Annotated in this window: 18 protein-coding genes and 3 pseudogenes; 14 read left to right on the top strand and 7 right to left on the bottom strand. The window is 40.3% G+C overall.

All coding sequences use genetic code 11. The annotated features are described in order from the left end of the window. Positions 1-708: 708 nt before the first annotated feature. From SJ2017_RS04375 to mepA, 4 genes and pseudogenes are all read left to right on the top strand, one after another. Positions 709-2,262: an ammonia-forming cytochrome c nitrite reductase subunit c552 gene (locus SJ2017_RS04375; RefSeq protein ID WP_080914982.1), complete on the top strand. Its 1,554-nt coding sequence runs from the start codon at positions 709-711 to the stop codon at positions 2,260-2,262. A 249-nt stretch (positions 2,263-2,511) separates the two neighbouring features. After that, on the top strand, positions 2,512-3,072 hold the full coding sequence (locus SJ2017_RS04380) for a sugar O-acetyltransferase (protein ID WP_080914983.1): 561 nt from the start codon (positions 2,512-2,514) through the stop codon (positions 3,070-3,072). Between the two features lie 18 nt (positions 3,073-3,090). Next, positions 3,091-3,483, top strand: coding sequence for a ribosome recycling factor family protein (locus tag SJ2017_RS04385; RefSeq protein WP_080914984.1), 393 nt, complete (start codon positions 3,091-3,093; stop codon positions 3,481-3,483). A 236-nt stretch (positions 3,484-3,719) separates the two neighbouring features. Then, positions 3,720-4,540: pseudogene (gene mepA / locus SJ2017_RS04390) on the top strand (penicillin-insensitive murein endopeptidase). A 379-nt stretch (positions 4,541-4,919) separates the two neighbouring features. On the opposite strand, the gene SJ2017_RS21405 reads toward mepA, so the two are convergent. Continuing rightward, the gene (locus SJ2017_RS21405; protein WP_156003147.1) at positions 4,920-5,075 is read right to left on the bottom strand and encodes a hypothetical protein; all 156 of its coding nucleotides are present in this window, start codon (positions 5,073-5,075) and stop codon (positions 4,920-4,922) included. 45 nt (positions 5,076-5,120) lie between these two features. On the opposite strand from SJ2017_RS21405, the gene SJ2017_RS04395 reads away from it, so the two are divergent. The 3 genes from SJ2017_RS04395 (at position 5,121) to SJ2017_RS04405 (ending at position 7,085) form a co-directional block, all read left to right on the top strand. Beyond that, positions 5,121-5,552: a GNAT family N-acetyltransferase gene (locus SJ2017_RS04395; RefSeq protein WP_080914985.1), complete on the top strand. Its 432-nt coding sequence runs from the start codon at positions 5,121-5,123 to the stop codon at positions 5,550-5,552. A 668-nt stretch (positions 5,553-6,220) separates the two neighbouring features. Then, complete coding sequence (locus SJ2017_RS04400) at positions 6,221-6,631, top strand: hypothetical protein (protein ID WP_080914986.1); 411 nt, start codon at positions 6,221-6,223, stop codon at positions 6,629-6,631. Continuing rightward, complete coding sequence (locus SJ2017_RS04405; RefSeq protein ID WP_080914987.1) at positions 6,624-7,085, top strand: hypothetical protein; 462 nt, start codon at positions 6,624-6,626, stop codon at positions 7,083-7,085. Before SJ2017_RS04400 ends, SJ2017_RS04405 begins: the two co-directional genes overlap by 8 nt. A 28-nt stretch (positions 7,086-7,113) precedes the next feature. Here SJ2017_RS04405 and SJ2017_RS04410 read toward each other — a convergent pair. After that, a pseudogene (locus tag SJ2017_RS04410) lies at positions 7,114-8,078 on the bottom strand (IS110 family RNA-guided transposase). Positions 8,079-8,421: 343 nt separating this feature from the next. On the opposite strand from SJ2017_RS04410, the gene SJ2017_RS04415 reads away from it, so the two are divergent. After that, the gene (locus SJ2017_RS04415; RefSeq protein ID WP_080914988.1) at positions 8,422-8,808 is read left to right on the top strand and encodes a DUF2059 domain-containing protein; all 387 of its coding nucleotides are present in this window, start codon (positions 8,422-8,424) and stop codon (positions 8,806-8,808) included. Between the two features lie 120 nt (positions 8,809-8,928). Further along, on the top strand, positions 8,929-9,267 hold the full coding sequence (locus SJ2017_RS04420) for a hypothetical protein (protein ID WP_080914989.1): 339 nt from the start codon (positions 8,929-8,931) through the stop codon (positions 9,265-9,267). 492 nt (positions 9,268-9,759) lie between these two features. Here the strand turns inward: SJ2017_RS04420 and SJ2017_RS04425 are convergent, their stop codons facing one another. Then, positions 9,760-10,803, bottom strand: a complete 1,044-nt coding sequence (locus tag SJ2017_RS04425; protein WP_080914990.1) for an IS110 family RNA-guided transposase — start codon at positions 10,801-10,803, stop codon at positions 9,760-9,762. A 151-nt stretch (positions 10,804-10,954) separates the two neighbouring features. On the opposite strand from SJ2017_RS04425, the gene SJ2017_RS04430 reads away from it, so the two are divergent. Then, the gene (locus SJ2017_RS04430) at positions 10,955-11,644 is read left to right on the top strand and encodes a DUF2711 family protein (protein WP_080914991.1); all 690 of its coding nucleotides are present in this window, start codon (positions 10,955-10,957) and stop codon (positions 11,642-11,644) included. Between the two features lie 846 nt (positions 11,645-12,490). Here SJ2017_RS04430 and SJ2017_RS04435 read toward each other — a convergent pair. Then, positions 12,491-13,534 carry an IS110 family RNA-guided transposase gene (locus SJ2017_RS04435; protein WP_080914992.1) on the bottom strand — a complete coding sequence of 348 codons (1,044 nt, stop codon included), beginning with the start codon at positions 13,532-13,534 and terminating at the stop codon, positions 12,491-12,493. Between the two features lie 188 nt (positions 13,535-13,722). Here SJ2017_RS04435 and SJ2017_RS04440 point away from each other — a divergent pair, with 188 nt between their 5' ends. After that, positions 13,723-14,160, top strand: a complete 438-nt coding sequence (locus tag SJ2017_RS04440; RefSeq protein ID WP_080914993.1) for a hypothetical protein — start codon at positions 13,723-13,725, stop codon at positions 14,158-14,160. A 22-nt stretch (positions 14,161-14,182) separates the two neighbouring features. Here the strand turns inward: SJ2017_RS04440 and SJ2017_RS21410 are convergent. Next, a pseudogene (locus tag SJ2017_RS21410) lies at positions 14,183-14,347 on the bottom strand (IS110 family transposase); the annotation flags it as partial. 459 nt (positions 14,348-14,806) lie between these two features. Here SJ2017_RS21410 and SJ2017_RS04445 point away from each other — a divergent pair. Continuing rightward, positions 14,807-16,414, top strand: coding sequence for an ABC-F family ATPase (locus SJ2017_RS04445; RefSeq protein ID WP_080914994.1), 1,608 nt, complete (start codon positions 14,807-14,809; stop codon positions 16,412-16,414). A 396-nt stretch (positions 16,415-16,810) separates the two neighbouring features. Here SJ2017_RS04445 and SJ2017_RS04450 read toward each other — a convergent pair whose 3' ends face one another. Together SJ2017_RS04450 and SJ2017_RS04455 are read right to left on the bottom strand one after the other, a co-directional pair. Continuing rightward, positions 16,811-18,055 (bottom strand): 4Fe-4S binding protein, encoded by a 1,245-nt coding sequence (locus SJ2017_RS04450; protein ID WP_080914995.1) that lies wholly within the window; start codon positions 18,053-18,055, stop codon positions 16,811-16,813. 355 nt (positions 18,056-18,410) lie between these two features. Beyond that, positions 18,411-19,268, bottom strand: a complete 858-nt coding sequence (locus tag SJ2017_RS04455) for a PA4780 family RIO1-like protein kinase (protein WP_080914996.1) — start codon at positions 19,266-19,268, stop codon at positions 18,411-18,413. A gap of 179 nt (positions 19,269-19,447) precedes the next feature. Between SJ2017_RS04455 and SJ2017_RS04460 the strand changes: the two genes are divergently transcribed. Then, the gene (locus tag SJ2017_RS04460) at positions 19,448-19,963 is read left to right on the top strand and encodes a VF530 family protein (protein ID WP_080914997.1); all 516 of its coding nucleotides are present in this window, start codon (positions 19,448-19,450) and stop codon (positions 19,961-19,963) included. Positions 19,964-20,169: 206 nt separating this feature from the next. Beyond that, positions 20,170-20,460 carry a hypothetical protein gene (locus tag SJ2017_RS04465; protein WP_420876302.1) on the top strand — a complete coding sequence of 97 codons (291 nt, stop codon included), beginning with the start codon at positions 20,170-20,172 and terminating at the stop codon, positions 20,458-20,460. Positions 20,461-20,709 lie beyond the last annotated feature (249 nt).

Raw genomic sequence — 20,709 nt, forward strand, 5'->3', positions numbered from 1 at the left:
CGTAACCATTAACGAATGTGTCATTTTGTTATTGTTTACTGATACTAAATTAGGCTCTTTTATTATATTTTTTGCTAAATTTGCTGTTAATAATATAAGCTGAAATGATAATTAATTTATATTTAAGGTTAAATTAAGCTTAGTGATATAGTCATTCTATTTTCTGAAAATAATGCAAGTTAGATAGGTTGTTTAACTTGATCTTGATTATATTTAAATGATTTTTGTGAGGTAAAAATGTGCTAACTGTTACCCATTTAAGATTCGAGTGAATTTTAATTACATTATTTTAAATAAATTTAAGTTTCTGTTTTTTAATGTCTTTTCATTTTGTTTTATTTTGTTTTCTGCTTCATCTAAACGTTATTGCTGTTTTTTTACCTTAATAGGTTGAAAGTTAGGCACGGCCATTTTGAATTTATTAGTAAGCCTTACCCCTAAAGGGGTATCTCTTTTAGAGGTAAAAATTTGAACTGAGACAAGTAAATAGCGTTGGTTTGTAGGGGGTCACATTAATATAGCAAAGCCCTGTTTCACCTAGCTCATTATGATAATAATTGTTTTAAATATTTTAGATTTTTAAATTTTTAAATTTTAAAAAATCTCCAAGAGCACTAATTGCTTTAACGAGAGTATTTAAAATGTGTTTGGTAATTGTAGGGGATAACAATGCCAGCATAAATATAATAATCCTAATGAGGAATGATGATGAAATTAAGAAAACTAGCTGTTGCAGTAATGCTTACTACCGCATTTACTGGCTATAGTGTTGCTGGCGAAGTTGATTTATATAAAAGTGAAAACTGGCAAAAAACTTTCCCAGAACAATATAAAACTTGGGCTGAAACAGAAGAAAGCACGCCAGCATCAGGCAAACTTGACGACTTACTTGCCAGTAATCCAAATCTCGTGAGTGCTTGGGCTGGGTATGGTTTCGCTAAAGACTACAACCGTGCACGTGGTCATCACTTTGCACTAACAGATATCATTAAAACCTTACGTGTAGGCCATCCAATGGTCGGCCATGATGGAAAAATGGTCGGTGAAGCAATGGCTGCAAGTTGTTGGTCATGTAAAACCCCTGATGTAGCTCGCATGTATGATGAAGTGGGTGAAGGCAAGTTTTCAGACAATGCATGGTCTACTTGGGGCCACGAAATGTCGAACACCATTGGTTGTGCGGATTGTCATGAGTTAGGTAAAGAAGACTTACGTCTTAGCCGTCCTTATGCTGACCGTGCAATGAAAGCCATTGGTAAAGAGTTTTCTAAGCAAGATGCAACGATGCAAGCAAGCCAAACTTGTGCCCAGTGTCATGTTGAGTACTACTTCGATGGTACTGATGAAAAGAAAGTGAAATACCCAATGGATTACTGGGTGCCAGGTGAGAAAACAGACTACAAACAGTTTGTTGGTTACACAGGTACAGACGGTTTATATGAAGGTTTTGCAGCTGAAGCGCAACTCGCTTACTTTGATAACCGTGGCTTTAAAGATTGGACTAACGCCGTATCTGGTGCCCCAATGCTTAAAGCACAACATCCAGAATATGAGAACATGATGGATCGTACCGAACACGCTATGGATAACCATTTAGAGTTTGGTTGTACGACGTGTCATATGCCAAAAGCAACAAACGACAAAGGGACTAAGTACTCGAACCATAAAGTGACATTTGAAGCAGATACATTACCGAAAAGCTGTATCGGCTGTCATGATGGTGCTGACTTCAAAGAAATCTTTGCTGAGCGTAAAGCTGAAATCAACAAGCTACGTTTTGAAGCTGACGGTACCGACCCTCGTTTGACTGAAGTTCACTTCAAAGCACAAGCTATTTGGGCTGCCAATGGCGTCGAAGGTTTAGAAGCGAATAAAGGTATTGCTGAAGCTAAAGCGAACTATGAAGCTGCGCTAAAAGCGAAAACCCCACTAGCAGGTGAAATGAATAGCTTACTGATTAAAGTCAGAAATGCGCAATGGTTCTGGGATAGCGCAACAGCCTCTCATGGTATCCATGCTCATAACCCTGAAGAAGCAATTCGCCTACTTGAGAAGTCTAATGCCATCCTAGATGCAGCATTAACTGAAGCAAATGCGTTATTGAAGAAGTATGCGCCTGAGTACAAGTACGATGCGACTAAATACGACACTAAAGAGAAGGTTCAACCTCTTGTCGGTTTAGACTTAGAAGCAATGAAAGCGTCAAAAGCATTGTTCTTAGAAAAACGCGTTGAGAAAGAATGGCCAGCTGAACTTAAGTAATTAAGTTTAGACAGTGTGATTTGAATACATAGACACTCCACTATCACCGTTCAAATCAAATACTGTTACAGCCTAATGCCAGTCGATGTAAATTGACTGGCATTTTTTTATCTTCAAAACACGATTCTATTATCTTAAAAAGTTTAGGCATGTCGCTAAATTCACACAAACTGAAAGCATCTCAACCCATTCCCAAGTATTATCTTTGAAAGTGATGAAAGGTAAATAATTGACTGACGAAGGATTAACATGAGCGAGTTTGAAAAAATGACATCGGGTCAGGCATTTAATGGTGGCGATAGAGAATTAAATGCCATGCGTGATGATGCAACCTTGATGTTAGTAGAGCTTAATCAGACCGTTGATGACGCAAGTCGTCTTGGGCTATTTAAGCGCTTATTTGCTCACTTTGGTGAAGGCAGTGTCATTCGTTCACCTTTTTCATGTGAGTTTGGTAAAACGATTTCAATAGGTGATAACAGCTTTATTAATCTTAATGTCACCATGCTTGATGGCAGTTTTATTACGCTGGGGAATAATGTCCTTGTGGGGCCGAATACTCAGTTTTACTCGGCAAGCCATGATTTAGATTATCGTCAGCGCCAGCAATGGCAGACCCATTGTTTACCTATTGTGGTTGAAGATGATGTATGGATTGGTGGTAATGCAATTATCAATCAAGGGGTGACAATTGGCGCTCGCTCAGTGATTGCTGCAAACTCTGTGGTGACAAAAGATGTGCCTGCGGATTGCCTCTACGGTGGCACCCCTGCTAAGTTAATTCGACATTTATCTGAAAATAACACCTAAGAATAAAATCTAAATCCTATGCATAAAGACGCTATCACTATTTCACTGCCTTCGCTTATTCATCGCATCGGCAGAGAGAGTGTTAATCAAGCAAAAGTGATAGCTGTTGAGCATCATTGTGAGCTTAAGCGCGTGCGCCGTTCAAGAAACTGGACTCTAGTAGGAGAGGCGATTAAGGTTCAACCTTTTAATAGTCAACTTAACTCAGTAAGCCAAGAATCCTTTGCCTACCTGAGTAAGAAAATATCAGCGGCGTTAATTGTGCATGCCGATAAACTGGAACCTTTAGAAGCTAAACTGATCCGATTAATCACCGAAAATCCTAGTATTACGCTTGCAGAGCTTATCCAGCAAACGCAATGTACCGAAGTGCAAGCTAGAACTGCCAGATTTGAAGCGGATACTTGGTAACTACGCAAAACGTTTTGACAGCTTTTTTCATTGTTAATTCGACTTGCTTTATGGTTTGCTATAGCAATCTTCTATTAATTTTTATCAAACAGTAACCACCTTCTTGTGATTCCCCTCTACACTTATAAAACTGAAGTTTAACCTAGCTTTGAGCCTTGCTAGTACCTTGCTTTATGTCCAATTAAAAGAGAGTCGTTATGCGGTATTTTTCTGTTGTTATTATTTTGATGCTACTTATGGCGAGCTCAAATATTCAGGCACGCTTTAATCCTTGGGAGCATACTAAAAAACCTTTTGAAGGGCCCGCTGCAGCTATTGGCGAGTATGCAAATGGCTGTTTATCTGGCGCAGAAGCTTTGCCCTTATCAGGCAAAGGGTTTCAAGTGATTAGGCCGCAACGAGATCGATATTATGGTCATCCGAATTTGGTGAACTTTGTGCAGCAATATGCTGTTCAATTGCAAGCTGAAGGGATTGAGCAAATTCTAGTGGGGGATATGTCGATGCCCCGTGGTGGCCAGTTTGATTATGGCCATAACAGTCATCAGATTGGTTTAGATGTTGATATCTGGCTGAGACTAACTGAGAAGCCGCTTAGTAAAGCTGAGCTTAAATCGCCGCGTGCGCTGACTGTGGTAGATAACCAAGAGTTCGCAATCGATACCGCTGCTTGGAACCCACAACATAAACTGATGATAAAAGTTGCTGCTCAAGATCCGCAAGTTGCACGAATATTTGTTAATGGTGCAATCAAACAGCAGCTGTGTAATGAGCGCACACAAGCTGATGATGCTTGGCTTAATAAAGTCCGCCCTTGGTGGGGGCATAGTGCACATATGCATGTTCGCCTTAACTGCCCAAAGATAATCCAGACTGTAAGGCGCAAAAGCCGATAAACCCAGGTCATGGGTGTGAAGATATCGCTTGGTGGAAACAACAATTTTACACCGCTAAATCAGCGCCTAAAAAGGAGCTTGATAAACCTACACCACGCAAACCCAAACCACTACAAGTTAAACCCCAGCAGTGTGAACCATTAACATGGGCTGCGCCGTAATAAAGAGTCTTAGCAATGTATGATGGCGCGTTATGCCTTGTTGGCCATTTGAACAAGTCAACGTCGTAGTGCTTCGCCCCCTCTTGTGTTAAGTGTACGTCGAAGAGTGACCCAGCTTCCCCCTTTTTGTATCAGCCATGTCGCTTCGGATTTTCACTCTTTATTGATAGAACCGCGAAAGTGACAACACTCGAAATAGACAAGAAGAAATAGACAAGACTAAATAGACAAGACGAAATGAACAAGATGGCGAAAGAGTTCCAGTGAGGGTGGGTTTAGCTTTGCTCTTCGTTTGCTGTTCTAATTCTGTTTTTGCCTCAATCAGTTTCTACTTCAATCTGTGAAAGCGTTGCTATTCACTCCTGCGATGATGCTTGGTTTATTGCCGAACAAAAGCAAAGTCGGCTAAAACAAAGTCGGCTAAAGCCAAGTCGACAAAAGCAAAGTCGACACAAGCAAAGTCGACACAAGCAAAGTCGACACAAGCAAAGTCGATAGTACATGGACGGTTATCTATTTTGTCGATAAAATACACTCTCGCGGCTGCACATAAATTTCAGTCAACGATAGAGAAACCATAATGATTGTAGAAAATGTGCTTCCCGAAAATTACGCAGAAATGCTTAATGTTTGGGAAAACTCAGTCCGAGCTACGTATGACTTCATAACAGAAGCAGACATTGAATTTTTTAAACCTATTATCATTGAGCAGGCTTTTCCTGCTGTCACGTTAAGATGTGTTAAAAATGAAACGGGTTCAATACAAGGTTTTGTGGGTATCCACGACTCAAAGATTGAAATGCTTTTCATCTTAAACGAGGCAAGAGGGCAAGGCGTTGGTAAAGTGCTACTGCAATACGCAATAGAGCAGTTAGGCGCAACCAAGGTCGATGTTAATGAACAAAACCCACAGGCAGTAGGCTTCTACGAGCATATAGGGTTTAAAGTCGTTTCTCGTTCGCCACTCGATGATATGGGAAAACCTTTTCCAATTCTGCATATGACACTTTAAAGCTCGGTTTGTTGTAACCAAATTTGTAAGAAGAAACGCCCAAAGCTAATAACTTTGGGCGTTTCCGTATACACGAGCGTTGTTATGATTTGACTGACAATTGCCCTAAGGTTTGTATGCTATTTTGAACAAAAAAATCAACGTCATGGCACTTAGTTAATATCAGTTTTAGACATATGGATTTCACACTGGATTTCCAAACTCCGTTTGGATTAACGTCGTGGTGTTCTCTTTATTTTCAAACTCAGTTTGGAAATAGAAGATGAGTTAGCAAGAGAAACTCATGTGACGGAGAGCGAAAATATCACCTTAAATTTTCTAATCAATTGCACACTATATCTGACTTTAAAATACTAAATAGATATACAGTTATAATTTTACACGAATGATTCTTGAGTAAAGAGAGTAAAAATTGGCTGATTTACGCTCGATAAACTTCTAGTTATTTGATAAGTTGTTGAATCTAAAGTTATTGATAAAAGGTTGTAGAGACCTCTACATCAAAGCGCTCACTTTTGCGGGCTTTATATTAATAAAACAGATCTTAAATTTTCGCTTTATCTATATTAAACAGACGGTTGGCTTGGCATTGTTGCTGCTAAGCTGAATTTTAGCCGGAAGATTATCGAGCAGCTATATAATAAGCTGTTAGTATGCCAGGAGGTAGTATGAGAATTCTCATATTAGTGTTTATTGCATGGTCGAGTATTGCATATGCTGATGACTGCCGTTTTGAGTCGGAGCAAGCTAGATATGATGTAAACAATGCTTCCGAAGATGCTGACTTAGCCTTCGATAAGTCAGGAGTTTCATTTATATCTGTAGCTAATGGCATTGCTCCTGCACGTCCTGCATTTGACGATATTGAGATGACTGTTTGCGTAGTATTGGAAACTAAGTGGGAAACTTTGTGGGTTGGTGCTGATAGTTCAGTTTGTGGGTCCTCAAATGATTTAATAACCAAGGCGTTTTCCTATGCAGAGGCATTCAACAAGAGAATGCTTGAGCTTGCTTCAACTAGTGAGTCATATAAGTGTGCCGATGAGCGGGGCGTTATGCGTAAAGGTATATATGAGTAATTACGTTAAAATTGAAAGAATTCCATATGAAGAGCCATACCATATTCAACTTGTTTGGAATATTTCTAATGGGAATACATCGTCTTGCTTTGAATTTTACGATAACGCAGATTCACTAATTAAAATAGCTGAGCGCTTGGAGTGTTTCCCTAGGCATTCTAGTGATGTATTTTTATATGAAATTGGCTCTGAGAAATCTGAAGATCGATTTGCATATTATTTTAGGTTCCGAGTATTTACTACAGATTCGCGTGGCAGCTCAGCAATTCAAATCAGGTTTTGTAATAATAATGAATTACCTCATCGTGAAATTGTGGAGTTGTGCATCCAAACAGAACCGGCTGCAATTAATAGGTTAGGTAAGCTGTTTCGTGAATTCAGTAAACTAGATACAGAGTATATGGCTTGGTCAGAAATCGAGTCATTCATTGGCAGTAAAAGTGAATACGCATAACAAGAGACTATGGCGTCAATAGCTAATTTCAAGCTTTTGGCGCTTCCCACATCACACCATCTCTTAGCATTGAATTAAGCGTCACGACCATCTTTCTAATACAGGCAATAATAGCTACTTTCTTTGGTTTTCCGGCTGCGACTAAACGTTGGTAAGTTTCTTTAAAAACAGGGTTTGATTGTATAGCTGACATCATTGCCATATACAAAACTGTTCTGACCTGATGCCGCCCACCTTGAATTTTTCGTTGGCCTTTGAAGCGACCACTTTCTCTATTCATTGGTGCAACACCAACTAATGAACACGCTTCTTTATTATTAATATATCCAAGTTCAGGCAGGTTACTGATGATTGAAGCAGCGGCGATTTTACCTATTCCTTTCATGCTTTGTAGAATGATATTTTTGGCTTGGCTGATTTATTACGAGAAGCAGGGTTGGACTCGATGAGTTTAACTATTTTTGCTTCTATCTTTTCTATCTGATTTTTAAATACAGTTAAGATAGGTTTGATGGTCATCGCAAGCTCTTTCGGCAGAATTTGCAGCCTGTTCTTCTCCATCGTTTGCATTGCCATAATTTGATTGCGTCTTGAGACTAAATCGCTCATAGCCTGCATGATGTCAGGCTTTAAAGTAGATAACTTAGGCTTAATCGCATCTCCATAATGAGCGATGAGCTGCGCATCTAGCCTGTCTGTTTTAGCTTTTTGACCAATGGCACCAGCAAATCGTTTTATGTGTATTGGGTTCGCAATAACGAAGGGCAGATTTGCTTCAGCGCAGGCCATGATAAATGGCATTTCTAAGCGACCTGTTGCTTCAATAACGATACATTCAGGATGGTGTTTCTTGATGAGGTTAACAGCTTCTTTAATGCCTTTCTCATCGTTTTTGACGGTGAAAAAGATATTGAGTGGTCGGATATAAATATCGAGCTGAAACTTACCCGTATCGACACCGATGTTAATGTTTTGATAAGTTTTTGAATTCATAATAAGCTAACTATTGCTTGCAAATGCGGGTTCGAGACCCAGTAGACTATTCGAGTGTTTTGCTTGGAGTCCTTTGTCGCGTTCTTTCTTGTTATCGGTCTCTCAATAGAGGAGCCAGCAATCAATCGAACTACGACAAGGAAAGCTTTAGTTGCAGCTAAAGCCTGGGTCTCACATTACCCGAAACAGGGAAGTATTTGTAAATTAGGTGGGTTTATTATCCATACAAGGCATTTAAACGGAACAAAAAAAAACAGTGGGTTACGTTTCGCTTCACTACACATTTTAACCCACTATTTTTGTCCGCTTAATGCGGCGTTAGCAGTACAAGGAGGTCAACCACATGCGTAAGCTCATATTCTTTTTATTAGTCATTTCTCAAAGCTCTTTTGCTGTTAATTCCGATCAAGCAAAACAGGCTGCCAAAAGCATATTTGAAAAATCTTCTTCCGCTTATACAAAGGAATCGCTAACCAAAGTGTTTACTTCTGGCGGTTATACAGAGAAAGAATCGAGTGAATATGCTACCAAATTATTAAAGCTTTTTAATTCAGATGAATTTATAGGTAAGATTCAAGATATATACATTAAGCATTTTACTGCAGACGAATTAGTGCAAATTGCTGAAATATTAGACCACCCAGCTTACGCTAAGTTCTTAAAGTTAAGGCCAGTAATACAGCAAGAAATGTCTGCCGAGATAAATAAAATAACTAGCAATATCAAGTAAGTACAGCTAACAAGTCATTAAAGTAGGACAAAAAACAGTTGGTTTTTGCTCCTTCGTCGCTTATTTTAACCAACTATTTTTAGCCTCTTAATGAGGCGTTATGTTTAAGGGCTAGTTTAGGTGAAATTAATCGGCAGTAAAGCAGAGCGAGAGTTTAGAGAAGAACTAATAAACTCAAACGTTTCCTTAAATACTGATGGTAAGCGTTTAAATTACATACTGAAAAATGCTGGTTACGATGTATCAAATAGTTACGTGTTAAATTACATTCCTGAGCAATGTGAAGATATATATGTTTTACTAATTTCTGGCTCATATGTATTACACGTAGAAGTTGATAAATTTGATTCTCAAGTAGAACCAGCTTTTGAACGTGTTGAGCTTAATGACTATTTGCACAGTTTAAGTAAAATACATCAAATACAAATGGCTGTAGCAATGGACTTGGTAAAAACTTAAACATAACACATATGAGCCTTCCGCCAGTCAATAGGCGAGCCTAACTTATTTGACTGCTTTTGCAGTCAAATTAAAATCAATCAACAAATTCATCTACTTCGTCTGTCATTTAGCTGTCAAATCATCGTTTACAGCAAACACATATAGAGGCTCTCTTAGTGCGATCTTATCGCTGCCTGACGCTTTTCAATCCTTTGAAATATCAGGGGCACTAGACATTTATCGGTTAACCCTAAGATGGCACTATTCAAGTCAGAGGTGCTTTGTGCACAGTTAGTTTCAGGCTCATTTAAGGTGTAAACGACTTTGGTGATTGTACTCATTAATGCGCGCCAATAAGGTGTCTAATCAAGTCGATGTAGCTTAAATCGCATTTGGCATAGTGATGATGGTGAGAAGTCATTGCTTCATTAGTCACATCATTCACAGTCATGCTCGCTTCTCTTTTTCAAGAGTATCTAGTTAGGTGTTCAGCTCACCTTATTGCGCGACTTATCCTTTTAAGAATCGTTGTTCATCAAACACCGTTTTGTTCTTCAACATGAAATAAACACAGCGGCCAAGCTTATGAGCCAGTGCTGATAATGCCTTAGCCTTACTCATTCTCTTTTGTAATCGATTAAGATAATGACGGGCTTTATCATTGCCTCGCAGGTAGAGCACAGCAGCTTCAGAGAATGCCCACTTTAAATGAGCATTACCGATTTTATTGCCATTAGTGCCATAGGTTTTGCCCGCAGACTCAGCTTTGCATTTGACTAAACGAGAGTATGAGGCAAATTTTTGTACCGATTCAAATCGGGCTACATCACCGATTTCATACAAAATTGTTAGCGATAAAATCTTACCAATACCTGGTACGGTTTTAAGCAATTCTAGATACACTGGGTTATGGTTTTTAGCCTGCTTTTCAATGAACCATTCAACTTGAGCGAGTTCCTTGGCATAGCAATCAAGGAGAACCATGTCTAAATCGATATTACGCTGCACGATAGGGTTTTGATATTGCTCGCGTAGCTTTTGTCTAGCAGAGATGTTTTTAAGGTTTAGGTCAGTGGCTGGCAAGTTGTATTGGCTGTTGGTGTTAACCACATGACCTTTGAGCATGGCGCCGTGACGGACAATCTTCATTCGTCGACGCAACAGATCTCGGGCAGCACGCATTTCACTTGGATAATCGTAGGCAATTGGAAAGTTGCCACCACGTAGTAGTGTGGCAATTTTAAAAGAATCGATTTTATCGTTCTTGGTTTTACCACCGTGAATGGCCTTCATATAAAGGGCATGGCCTAGAACAAAGTCGATGCCGAGTTCAGCACACCAATCAGATACCCAGTACCAACAATGCATGCACTCAACCCCGACAATGACATTGCCGATATAGGGTTCGAGTATGAGTAGTAAGTCATCTTTGTTAGCCCCAATCTTTTTGTGAGCGACAACTTCCCCTTTAGAATCAATGATGCAGACATAAAGTAAACGTGCATGTAAATCAATACCACAGTAGTATGGATGTGAGTTATTATAAAATCTCATTGAGCTTTCTCCTGTTGGTTTGGTCACCTTAAGCATACCGCTGATGCGGCTTGCTAGGGAGGAGGCTCAATGATTATCAAACGCGTCAATAAGGACGCTCGCAAGCTCGCGCCTATTACGCGGGCGTTATATTTTTTAGGTACATGATGCGATGACGGATAGAGTCTTGCCAACACCAGATAAGTACGCATCTTGTTCTTACGATGAGAAGATTGTGTCTTTTTATGAGGGGCAGTTTGAGTGCGTATACATTCTTCTGCATCCATTTTTTAAACCAACGGCTATTGATATCGAACGCTTCTGTCCTTCGGCGTGGCCTGACAAGCATGAAATCATTAATGGCTGTGATTCTATTAGCTGGCGAGAAATCATTGAGCTGTCAGGGCTAAACAGCTTATCTGATATTGATGTAGGTTTGAGAACCAGTATTGGTGGTTTAAAAAAGGAGTTTTCAAACGAACAGTTTTCAAACAAACTTGCTGAACTGGAACAGGAAAATATCATTCATCCACAGGAAGGCGATATCCCTCCATTACTTGAAAATCGTCTTCTCAGAACAATCAAAGAACTTGGTCATAATTGGCTTTGGGTGGGTGACGAGTTCGGCACCGAAAGAAAATCGCACAGGATTGATGATTTACTAGAAAAAGATGAGATTCCGTCTCATGGCTGTGTATTTACTCACGATCATAGTTTGCTGGTAACAACACATTGGGATAGTCACTGTTCGTTTCTATGCTCTTCAAAAGAGGTTATTGAAAAAATACTATCACTAGACCCATTTGAAGGGTTTTATTGCACTCCAAACACAGAAGTATACTGGGGGACATATGAAATATAACAAGCGCATTTTGTCGGACTGGTTTTCCGCTACGCTCCAAACCACCCGCAAATTCGGGCGTTATAAGGTTTAAGGGGGTTTGCGCAAATCTGACAAATGGGCATTATCATTAGGTTTTTTATTTCCTGTATTAATAATAAGTTTCCCATTTACATTTTTAGGTGCAGGCTACTTATTATGGCCTTTCCGTTTTTTCCTAATGGTTCTAGGTGGGAAAATTCAAGGGTTCGGTGACTACGTATTTATTGGCGTTCTAATAATGTTAAATATGCTGCTTTATTTTTTATCGTTTAGGCTATTTAACTTTATTTATCATAAAATAAGCCAGTAGTACAAACCTTATAACACATATGAGCCTTCCGCCAGTCAATAGGCGAGCCTAACTTATTTGACTGCTTTTGCAGTCAAATTAAAATCAATCAACAAATTCATCTACTTCGTCTGTCATTTAGCTGTCAAATCATCGTTTACAGCAAACACATATAGAGGCTCTCTTAGTGCGATCTTATCGCTGCCTGACGCTTTTCAATCCTTTGAAATATCAGGGGCACTAGACATTTATCGGTTAACCCTAAGATGGCACTATTCAAGTCAGAGGTGCTTTGTGCACAGTTAGTTTCAGGCTCATTTAAGGTGTAAACGACTTTGGTGATTGTACTCATTAATGCGCGCCAATAAGGTGTCACTCTTTTTAAAATCAAGTGGAGTCGATGTAGCTTAAATCGCATTTGGCATAGTGATGATGGTGAGAAGTCATTGCTTCATTAGTCACATCATTCACAGTCATGCTCGCTTCTCTTTTTCAAGAGTATCTAGTTAGGTGTTCAGCTCACCTTATTGCGCGACTTATCCTTTTAAGAATCGTTGTTCATCAAACACCGTTTTGTTCTTCAACATGAAATAAACACAGCGGCCAAGCTTATGAGCCAGTGCTGATAATGCTTTAGCCTTACTCATTCTCTTTTGTAATCGATTAAGATAATGACGGGCTTTATCATTGCCTCGCAGGTAGAGCACAGCAGCTTCAGAGAATGCCCACTTTAAATGAGCATTACCGATTTTATTGCCATTAGTGCCATAGGTTTTGCCCGCAGACTCAGCTTTGCATTTGACTAAACGAGAGTATGAGGCAAATTTTTGTACCGATTCAAATCGGGCTACATCACCGATTTCATACAAAATTGTTAGCGATAAAATCTTACCAATACCTGGTACGGTTTTAAGCAATTCTAGATACACTGGGTTATGGTTTTTAGCCTGCTTTTCAATGAACCATTCAACTTGAGCTAGTTCCTTGGCATAGCAATCAAGGAGAGCCATGTCTAAATCGATATTACGCTGCACGATAGGGTTTTGATATTGCTCGCGTAGCTTTTGTCTAGCAGAGATATTTTTAAGGTTTAGGTCAGTGGCTGGCAAGTTGTATTGGCTGTTGGTGTTAACCACATGACCTTTGAGCATGGCGCCGTGACGGACAATCTTCATTCGTCGACGCAACAGATCTCGGGCAGCACGCATTTCACGTGGATAATCGTAGGCAATTGGAAAGTTGCCACCACGTAGTAGTGTGGCAATTTTAAAAGAATCGATTTTATCGTTCTTGGTTTTACCACCGTGAATGGCCTTCATATAAAGGGCATGGCCTAGAACAAAGTCGATGCCGAGTTCAGCACACCAATCAGATACCCAGTACCAACAATGCATGCACTCAACCCCGACAATGACATTGCCGATATAGGGTTCGAGTATGAGTAGTAAGTCATCTTTGTTAGCCCCAATCTTTTTGTGAGCGACAACTTCCCCTTTAGAATCAATGATGCAGACATAAAGTAAACGTGCATGTAAATCAATACCACAGTAGTATGGATGTGAGTTATTATAAAATCTCATTGAGCTTTCTCCTGTTGGTTTGGTCACCTTAAGCATACCGCTGATGCGGCTTGCTAGGGAGGAGGCTCAATGATTATCAAGCTGTTTAACAAGGACAAAATACAATTGGCTTTGCTCCTTCGTCGCTAATTTTAGCCAACTAAATTTTGCCCACTAACAGGGCGTTATACGCTTGAAGGGAGATCAGCGTGAAGTCAAAATATGGAGTGACTCTTTTATTGTTAACTGCGATTCTTGCTTTTAGCACTGCACTCGCACATTTTTCCTGTATATTCTTTGGTCCTGAATGTTATTCGATTCAAATGGCTCCTGAATTTATTGTTGAGTCAGCAAAGCAAGGAACAATCGTTGCGCCTATTGGTGCTATTCTCGCTGCAATTCTTTTCATTATTCCTGGCTGCTATGCATTATCAGGAGCACATATAATTCGCAAACTCCCGCTGTTAACCTTAGGTATATATACTATTGCTACTCTTTGCATTATCCGTGGCCTGCTACCGATCCAACTGTGGTTAAGAAAGCCAGACAAAGTAACAGATGTAGTGCTGTATGTTGGTATAGTTTGGCTTATAGCTGGACTATTTTACTTATTTGGCTATAAGTCTGCGAGTAAAGTAAACGTATAACAAGAGACTATGGCGTCAATAGCTAATTTTGAGCTTTTGGTACTTCCCACATTACACCATCTCTTAGCATGGAATTCTGTGTTACTACCCTCTTTCTAATACAGGCAATTATGGCTACTTTCTTTGGCTTTCCAGCAGCGACTAGTCGCTGATAAGTTTCTTTGAAAACAGGGGTAGACTGAATAAGTGGGGCAGAGTAAACATAATTATTTTTCTATTAAATGCTCATTAGCTAAGACTTAATTCCTAACCCATTTCTGTCCAAGAGTGAGTTGATAACTGTTCTGCCTTTATTTTGGTCACCCAATTATCGTGGCCATAAATACACCAACAATATTCTGCATGATAGTGTCTTTCAATTTACATTTTGCTTATGGGACACTAAGCCGATAGCTAACCAAAACTGCGAATATGTCCCTTACTTCCCAGTCCATGCTTCAAGCTCCTATTAACACGTGGCTATCTATAAGTTCTTATTAATAAGTTCTTATCAACAAGTTCTTATTAACAAATACCTATTAACAAATATCTATTAACAATACCTATTAAACTCATCTTTCGGGTATCTAATACACAGTAGAGTCTGTATACTGCCGCGCTGCTTTTAAGCTCACTTTTTCTACTATTTATCCCGAGGGTTACCACTATCATTAGTACAAACAACATCACCATGCAGTTTGGCGCAGAGCCATTGTTTGAAAATATCTCCGCTAAATTTGGCCACGGTAACCGTTATGGTCTAATTGGTGCTAATGGTTGTGGTAAATCAACATTCATGAAAATTCTTAGCGGCGCGTTAGCACCGAGTTCTGGTAATGTTTCGATTACTCCCGGTTTGAAAGTCGGTACATTGAGCCAAGATCAGTTCGCATTCGAGCAATACAGTGTGGTTGATACTGTGATCATGGGTGATGCAAAACTATGGGAAGTGAAGCAAGAGCGTGACCGTATTTACTCGTTACCAGAAATGAGCGAAGAAGACGGCATGAAAGTCGCTGAACTTGAAAGTGAATTTGCTGAAATGGATGGCTACAGCGCAGAATCTCGTGCCGGTGAAATTCTATTAGAAGCAGGTATTGAAGAACATTATCATTTTGGTTTAATGCAACAAGTTGCACCGGGCTGGAAACTACGGGTTTTACTGGCACAGGCGCTATTTTCAAACCCAGATATTTTGTTACTTGATGAACCGACCAACAACTTGGATATTCATACTATTTCTTGGTTGGCAAGTGAACTTAATCAACGTAAGTGCACCATGATTATCATTTCACATGATAGACATTTCTTGAACTCCGTTTGTACTCACATGGCCGATATTGATTACGGTGAGCTGCGAATTTATCCTGGTAACTACGAATACTTCCTTGAAGCTTCTGGGTTAATTCAAGAACAATTATTAGCAGGTAATGCTAAAAAGAGTGCCGAAATGGCAGAGCTGCAAGACTTCGTTAACCGTTTCGGCGCCAATGCCTCGAAAGCAAAACAAGCAAGCTCTCGCGCTAAAAAACTTGAGAAAATCAGTTTAGATGAAGTGAAGTCATCGAGCCGAATGACGCCATCACTTCGATTTGATGAAAGTAAAAAAATGCACCGTCAAGCATTAGTGCTTGAAGAATTAGGTCATGGCTTTGACGGTGAAAGCTTATTTGCAGGTGGCGATTTAATATTAGAAGCGGGCGCAAAGCTTGCGGTTATTGGCGAAAACGGTGTCGGTAAAACCACCTTGCTACGTTGTTTAGTCAAGGAATTAGCGAATAACCATGGCACCATCAAATGGTCTGAAAACGCAGCGATTGGTTACTGCCCACAGGACAGCAGCAAAGACTTTGATAATGACTTGTCTTTGTTTGATTGGATGTCGCAGTGGCGTACTCCTAAACATAACGACTTAATGGTTCGCGGTATGTTAGGGCGTTTGTTATTCACTGAAGACGATGCCAACAAGAAAGCCAAAAACTGTTCAGGTGGTGAGAAAAACCGTCTGTTATACGGCAAGTTAATGATGCAAGACGTTAACGTGTTAGTGATGGATGAACCAACCAACCACATGGATATGGAAGCGATTGAAGCGTTAAACAATGCCCTTAAACTGTTTGAAGGCACGTTGATTTTTGTTAGCCATGACCGCGAGTTCGTATCGTCATTGGCAACTCATATCATTGATGTGAAAGACAAGCAGTTAGTGAGCTTCCACGGTACGTTTGATGAATACTTAGCAAGCCAGGCAGAAGCTGCCAGTAAAGCGGCATAGTGCCTCAAATACAGTTTAACTGAACGAGTAAAAGTAATGCCGCTAACCTCAATGACGTTAGCGGCATTTTTATGGATGATATTTAGGGGTCATTGATATCACTTTGAATCCAAATAGCAGTTAATGACCAATACTGCCTCAATGACGTTAGCGGCATTTTTAAGGATGATATTGTGAATTCAGTGATACCCCTTTGAATCCAAATAGCTGTTAGTGACCAATACTGCCTCAGTGACGTTAGCATCATTTTTAAGGATGATATTGTGGATTCATTGATATCACTTTGAATCTAACAAATAGCTGTTAATGACCAATGCTGCCTCAATGACGTTAGCGTCATATTTATGGATGATATTGTGGATTCAGTGATATCACTTTAAATCCAACAAATAGCAGTTAATGACCAATACTGCCTAAATGTTGTATTAACATCATTCTTATTTCTGTTGGAGTTTCGCCATGCCAAAAACCACCAACATATGCCCAAAGTGGGATCATAAATAGCAATGACAGCAGTAATATTGTTAAGCCTCTGGCAGACATTTTAGTTCCCCAACGAGTGCTAAAATGCAGCGCCTCTTGTTTAGGGCAGGCGGAGATGCACTTCATGCAGGCTTGGCATTCGTCGCTACGAATTGTCGTTTGAGTGTGAATGATAATGTTAGCTGGACAAGCGCGAGTACATTTATCGCACTTCATCCCTTTGCCTTCAATTAAACATTGTTCAGTGGTGCGGCGTATTTTGAACGGACTTAAAAAACTGAGTAGCCCTAAAAATGCACCATAAGGGCAAATATATCGGCAAAACCCTTGTTTCTTCCAAGCGGCAATACCAAGAATAATACTGAAACAGATAAGGCTTATGATGGTAGGTTTTAAGAAAAACAGCGCCATCTTTAAGTCCGCGACTTTGTGATAGTAACCATCAAGATAATGAGGAATACTGGCTAGCGGCATTGTGAAGACTAATAAAATCAGCGCTGCCATTAGCAAGTATTTAAGCATGCGCAATATCCAGTCTAACCAAGCTGGTGGAGCAAACTCTTGTTTGATGAACTTCTTTCTAAGGGCGTAAAGGTAATCGCCAGCTAATCCAAGTGGGCATGCCCAGCCACAAAAGGCGCGCTTACATAATAAGCCTGTGAGTAAAACCACCACTAACATGACGGCTGCAGAAGGGTGATTTTTATCCCATAACCCTAGCCCTAAAATGGCTTTTAGTTCTATTCCGCCTGCAATCGGTAAAAAGGCATCGCCAATATCTGGACGAACCAATATGGGGTCGACTCCTGCTTTAAGCATGGCGGAATTGATGGCAAATTGTACCCCAACAAGCAGCATAGATAACGCCAGTAAGTGCCTTATCATTTCTCGTAATTGGTTGGCTTTGTTATTGCCTCTTGAGCTTTCGCCAGCAGCAGCGCCGCCTTGAGCCAGTGCAGGTTGAAACTTATTTAACATTGTCACCGCAACCAGTGCCACGACTAGGCCGACAAATAACGGCCAATGGAGAGTCATTAACAGCGCAGAGCCAAGTAATACACCGCTAATAGCCGCGCCCCATTTTTGTTTACTCCAGTAAAGTAAACTGATGCTATAGACTAGCGCTAGCATTAAGGTGATTGATTCGATAGTACTCATAAGATGACTTATTTATTGTGTAAGTGCTTATGAGAGCCAAGCTCGCTAATCTAAGTTCGTTATCCTATTTCAGATTGTGAATGAGTTCGTAAATTTAATATAAAAATCACAAATAAAATGCGCAATATCACTAACCTGAAATTAACATTGTTAACGGGGGTAGTATTTTCAAATTGATTTGATAGGAGGGAGAAACTTAGCTAAATAGGCTGACCGTATGATGAAGCACAATGTTCAACACGCTTGGGCTTTAGTGATTAATTTGGTTGAGTTTTATGGTTGCCAAAGCGAGCGAGCGAGTGAGTAAGTAAGTTGTTTCACTCGCTGGTAGATACGGTTTACATTCAGGTTTCGCTTAACAATCTTCATTAGCATCAATAATGCGTTGCAGTCTTTCTTGTTCTTCTTCCCGTGCTGCGTTGATTTCTTCAAGCACAGAGTCAACATCAGCGATGTGTTCGCTTTCTGCAAATTTACCAGTAAGTTCAGTGTCTGGCGTTAGTTCTCCTGCTTCAAATAATGCCCACATTTCTTTGGCATATTGGGTGTTAGCAAGCTCTGGGGCAAACTGGCTGTAGTAGTTTGTCATGTTGTTTACATCACGGGCGAACATCCACACAGCATTATTGTTGGCTGCGGCATCAACCGCTTGTGGCAAGTCGATAATCACCGGGCCTTTGTCATCAACCAGCACGTTAAACTCTGATAAGTCTCCGTGAATAAGCCCAGCACATAACATTAATTTAGTGTATTCAATCATACTGGCGTGATCGCGTATGGCATCTTCTTTTGAAAAGACAACATCATTAAGTCGAGGGGCGACAACGCCCTCACTGTCAGTGACGAGCTCCATTAGTAACACACCAGAAAAACAACCATAAGGCTCAGGCACGCGAACACCCGCAGCGGCTAATTTATATAGCGCATCAACTTCGGCGTTTTGCCAAGCTTCTTCTTGCTGATCTCGGCCGAACTTAGAGCCTTTCTCCATCGCTCGGGCGCGACGACTATTACGAACTTTTCGTCCCTCTTGGTATTGAACGGCTTGTTTAAAGCTGCGCTTATCAACATCTTTATAGACTTTGGCGCAGCGAATATCATCGCCGCAGCGCACAACATAAACACTGGCTTCCTTGCCGCTCATTAATTGGCGCAGGACGTCGTCGACTAAGCCTTCTTCAACCAGAGGTTGGATTCGTTTTGGGATTTTCATTGCGCCGTTATACCGAGTTTATTAGAACAAGGAAAGACCAATTATCGCCATCAGAGTAAAAAGTATCGTAGTGAACAGAAAAAGCTTTTGGGATAAACACCCAGCGAGATAGCTAAGCGTGTAGATTGCTTGCTATTATGAGGTTTATATTTCGCTCATCGGCATTTTTGGGATCTCTTATGGTTGAACTACAACGAAACAATCCACTGCATGGTTTAAAATCAGAAACAATGGTCGCTGAGCTAGTCGATTTTTATGACTGGAAGATTTTATACGCAGCCCTGCGCTTAGAGTGTTTCAATAATAATCCCAGTTTAGAGTCATGCCTTAAGTTTTTAAAGAAAACCGAATGGGCGCGAGAACGCGTTGAAAGCTTTTATCTGTATCGTTTTAAAAGCATGCCAAAAGGCAGTGCTGCCCAGTTTGAGCTAAAACCCCGTGAACGTGGCTTTGCTGGTGGCATCGTGCCACGTAAGCCGCAAGAGCTGACAGTTGAGTTAATTGCAGAAATGCGTGAAAAAGCCACAGCTGATTACGAAGAAATGAAACGTAATAACAGTCGCCCTAACAAGTACGGTAAAGATAAACCCAGAGCGCAAGATAACTATGCTCAAAATAATCATGCTCAAAATAAATCTCGTAATAAAAACCGCCCAGCGCCATCACAAGACCCGAGTAACCCCTGGGGTAAATAGGTTGGTTACTTAAGCACTAAGCGTTTTGCTAGACGATATAAGTTACCGTTTAAAAAACTTAGGCTAAGGATAAATTGCTTAATTTGAATGGGTAGATCAAGCGTCTCATGTTTACCTAGAATAAGGATGTAGAGCACCTAAATAGCGATATACGCTCGATTCGAGATATAACTTGCTCAGATTTATTATCAAGGACGTGAACCATGATAAAAAGCTCAACGTTAATAGTGATACTTAGAGCTTGTATTCGTTGTGGCATTTGTCTGATTTTACTTGGTATTTATCTACATAACTTTAACCACACTGTTGAAGTGATGGGCGTGAAGGGGATTATTCTCAGCGCCATGTGTGTGGCATTTGGGATGGTGTTGTCATTGCCGACGAAAATGTATTTAACCCTAGTGCTGGTTAATCATGAAAACCATCAACGTGAACTTGAGCAGCAACAAAATGCCAGTCGCAAGTCTCGCACCAAAGGGCAGCCAAACGATCCCTAACATCTCCTTTAGCTGTGAATCAAAAGCCATAGCAGAGCGACTTAAACCATAGCTGAGCGACATAAACCATAGCAAAGCTGCATAAACCATAGCAGAGCGACTTAAGTCTTAGCAGAGCGACATAAACCATAGCGGAGCGACTTAAGCCTTAGCAAAGCGCTATAAACCATAGCAAAGCGGCATAAACTTTAGCAAAGCGGTATAGCCTATTTGCTATTGTTCAGTACAGATCTTCCCACCTCTCACTTA

This window comes from Shewanella japonica (assembly GCF_002075795.1).
Classification (GTDB): domain Bacteria; phylum Pseudomonadota; class Gammaproteobacteria; order Enterobacterales; family Shewanellaceae; genus Shewanella; species Shewanella japonica.

Coding starts and splice junctions, on each gene's coding strand:
- SJ2017_RS04375 (WP_080914982.1), top strand. CDS start 709: ATGAAATTAAGAAAACTAGCTGTTGCAGTAATGCTTACTACCGCATTT.
- SJ2017_RS04380 (WP_080914983.1), top strand. CDS start 2,512: ATGAGCGAGTTTGAAAAAATGACATCGGGTCAGGCATTTAATGGTGGC.
- SJ2017_RS04385 (WP_080914984.1), top strand. CDS start 3,091: ATGCATAAAGACGCTATCACTATTTCACTGCCTTCGCTTATTCATCGC.
- SJ2017_RS04395 (WP_080914985.1), top strand. CDS start 5,121: ATGATTGTAGAAAATGTGCTTCCCGAAAATTACGCAGAAATGCTTAAT.
- SJ2017_RS04400 (WP_080914986.1), top strand. CDS start 6,221: ATGAGAATTCTCATATTAGTGTTTATTGCATGGTCGAGTATTGCATAT.
- SJ2017_RS04405 (WP_080914987.1), top strand. CDS start 6,624: ATGAGTAATTACGTTAAAATTGAAAGAATTCCATATGAAGAGCCATAC.
- SJ2017_RS04415 (WP_080914988.1), top strand. CDS start 8,422: ATGCGTAAGCTCATATTCTTTTTATTAGTCATTTCTCAAAGCTCTTTT.
- SJ2017_RS04425 (WP_080914990.1), bottom strand. CDS start 10,803: ATGAGATTTTATAATAACTCACATCCATACTACTGTGGTATTGATTTA.
- SJ2017_RS04430 (WP_080914991.1), top strand. CDS start 10,955: ATGACGGATAGAGTCTTGCCAACACCAGATAAGTACGCATCTTGTTCT.
- SJ2017_RS04435 (WP_080914992.1), bottom strand. CDS start 13,534: ATGAGATTTTATAATAACTCACATCCATACTACTGTGGTATTGATTTA.
- SJ2017_RS04450 (WP_080914995.1), bottom strand. CDS start 18,055: ATGAGTACTATCGAATCAATCACCTTAATGCTAGCGCTAGTCTATAGC.
- SJ2017_RS04455 (WP_080914996.1), bottom strand. CDS start 19,268: ATGAAAATCCCAAAACGAATCCAACCTCTGGTTGAAGAAGGCTTAGTC.
- SJ2017_RS04460 (WP_080914997.1), top strand. CDS start 19,448: ATGGTTGAACTACAACGAAACAATCCACTGCATGGTTTAAAATCAGAA.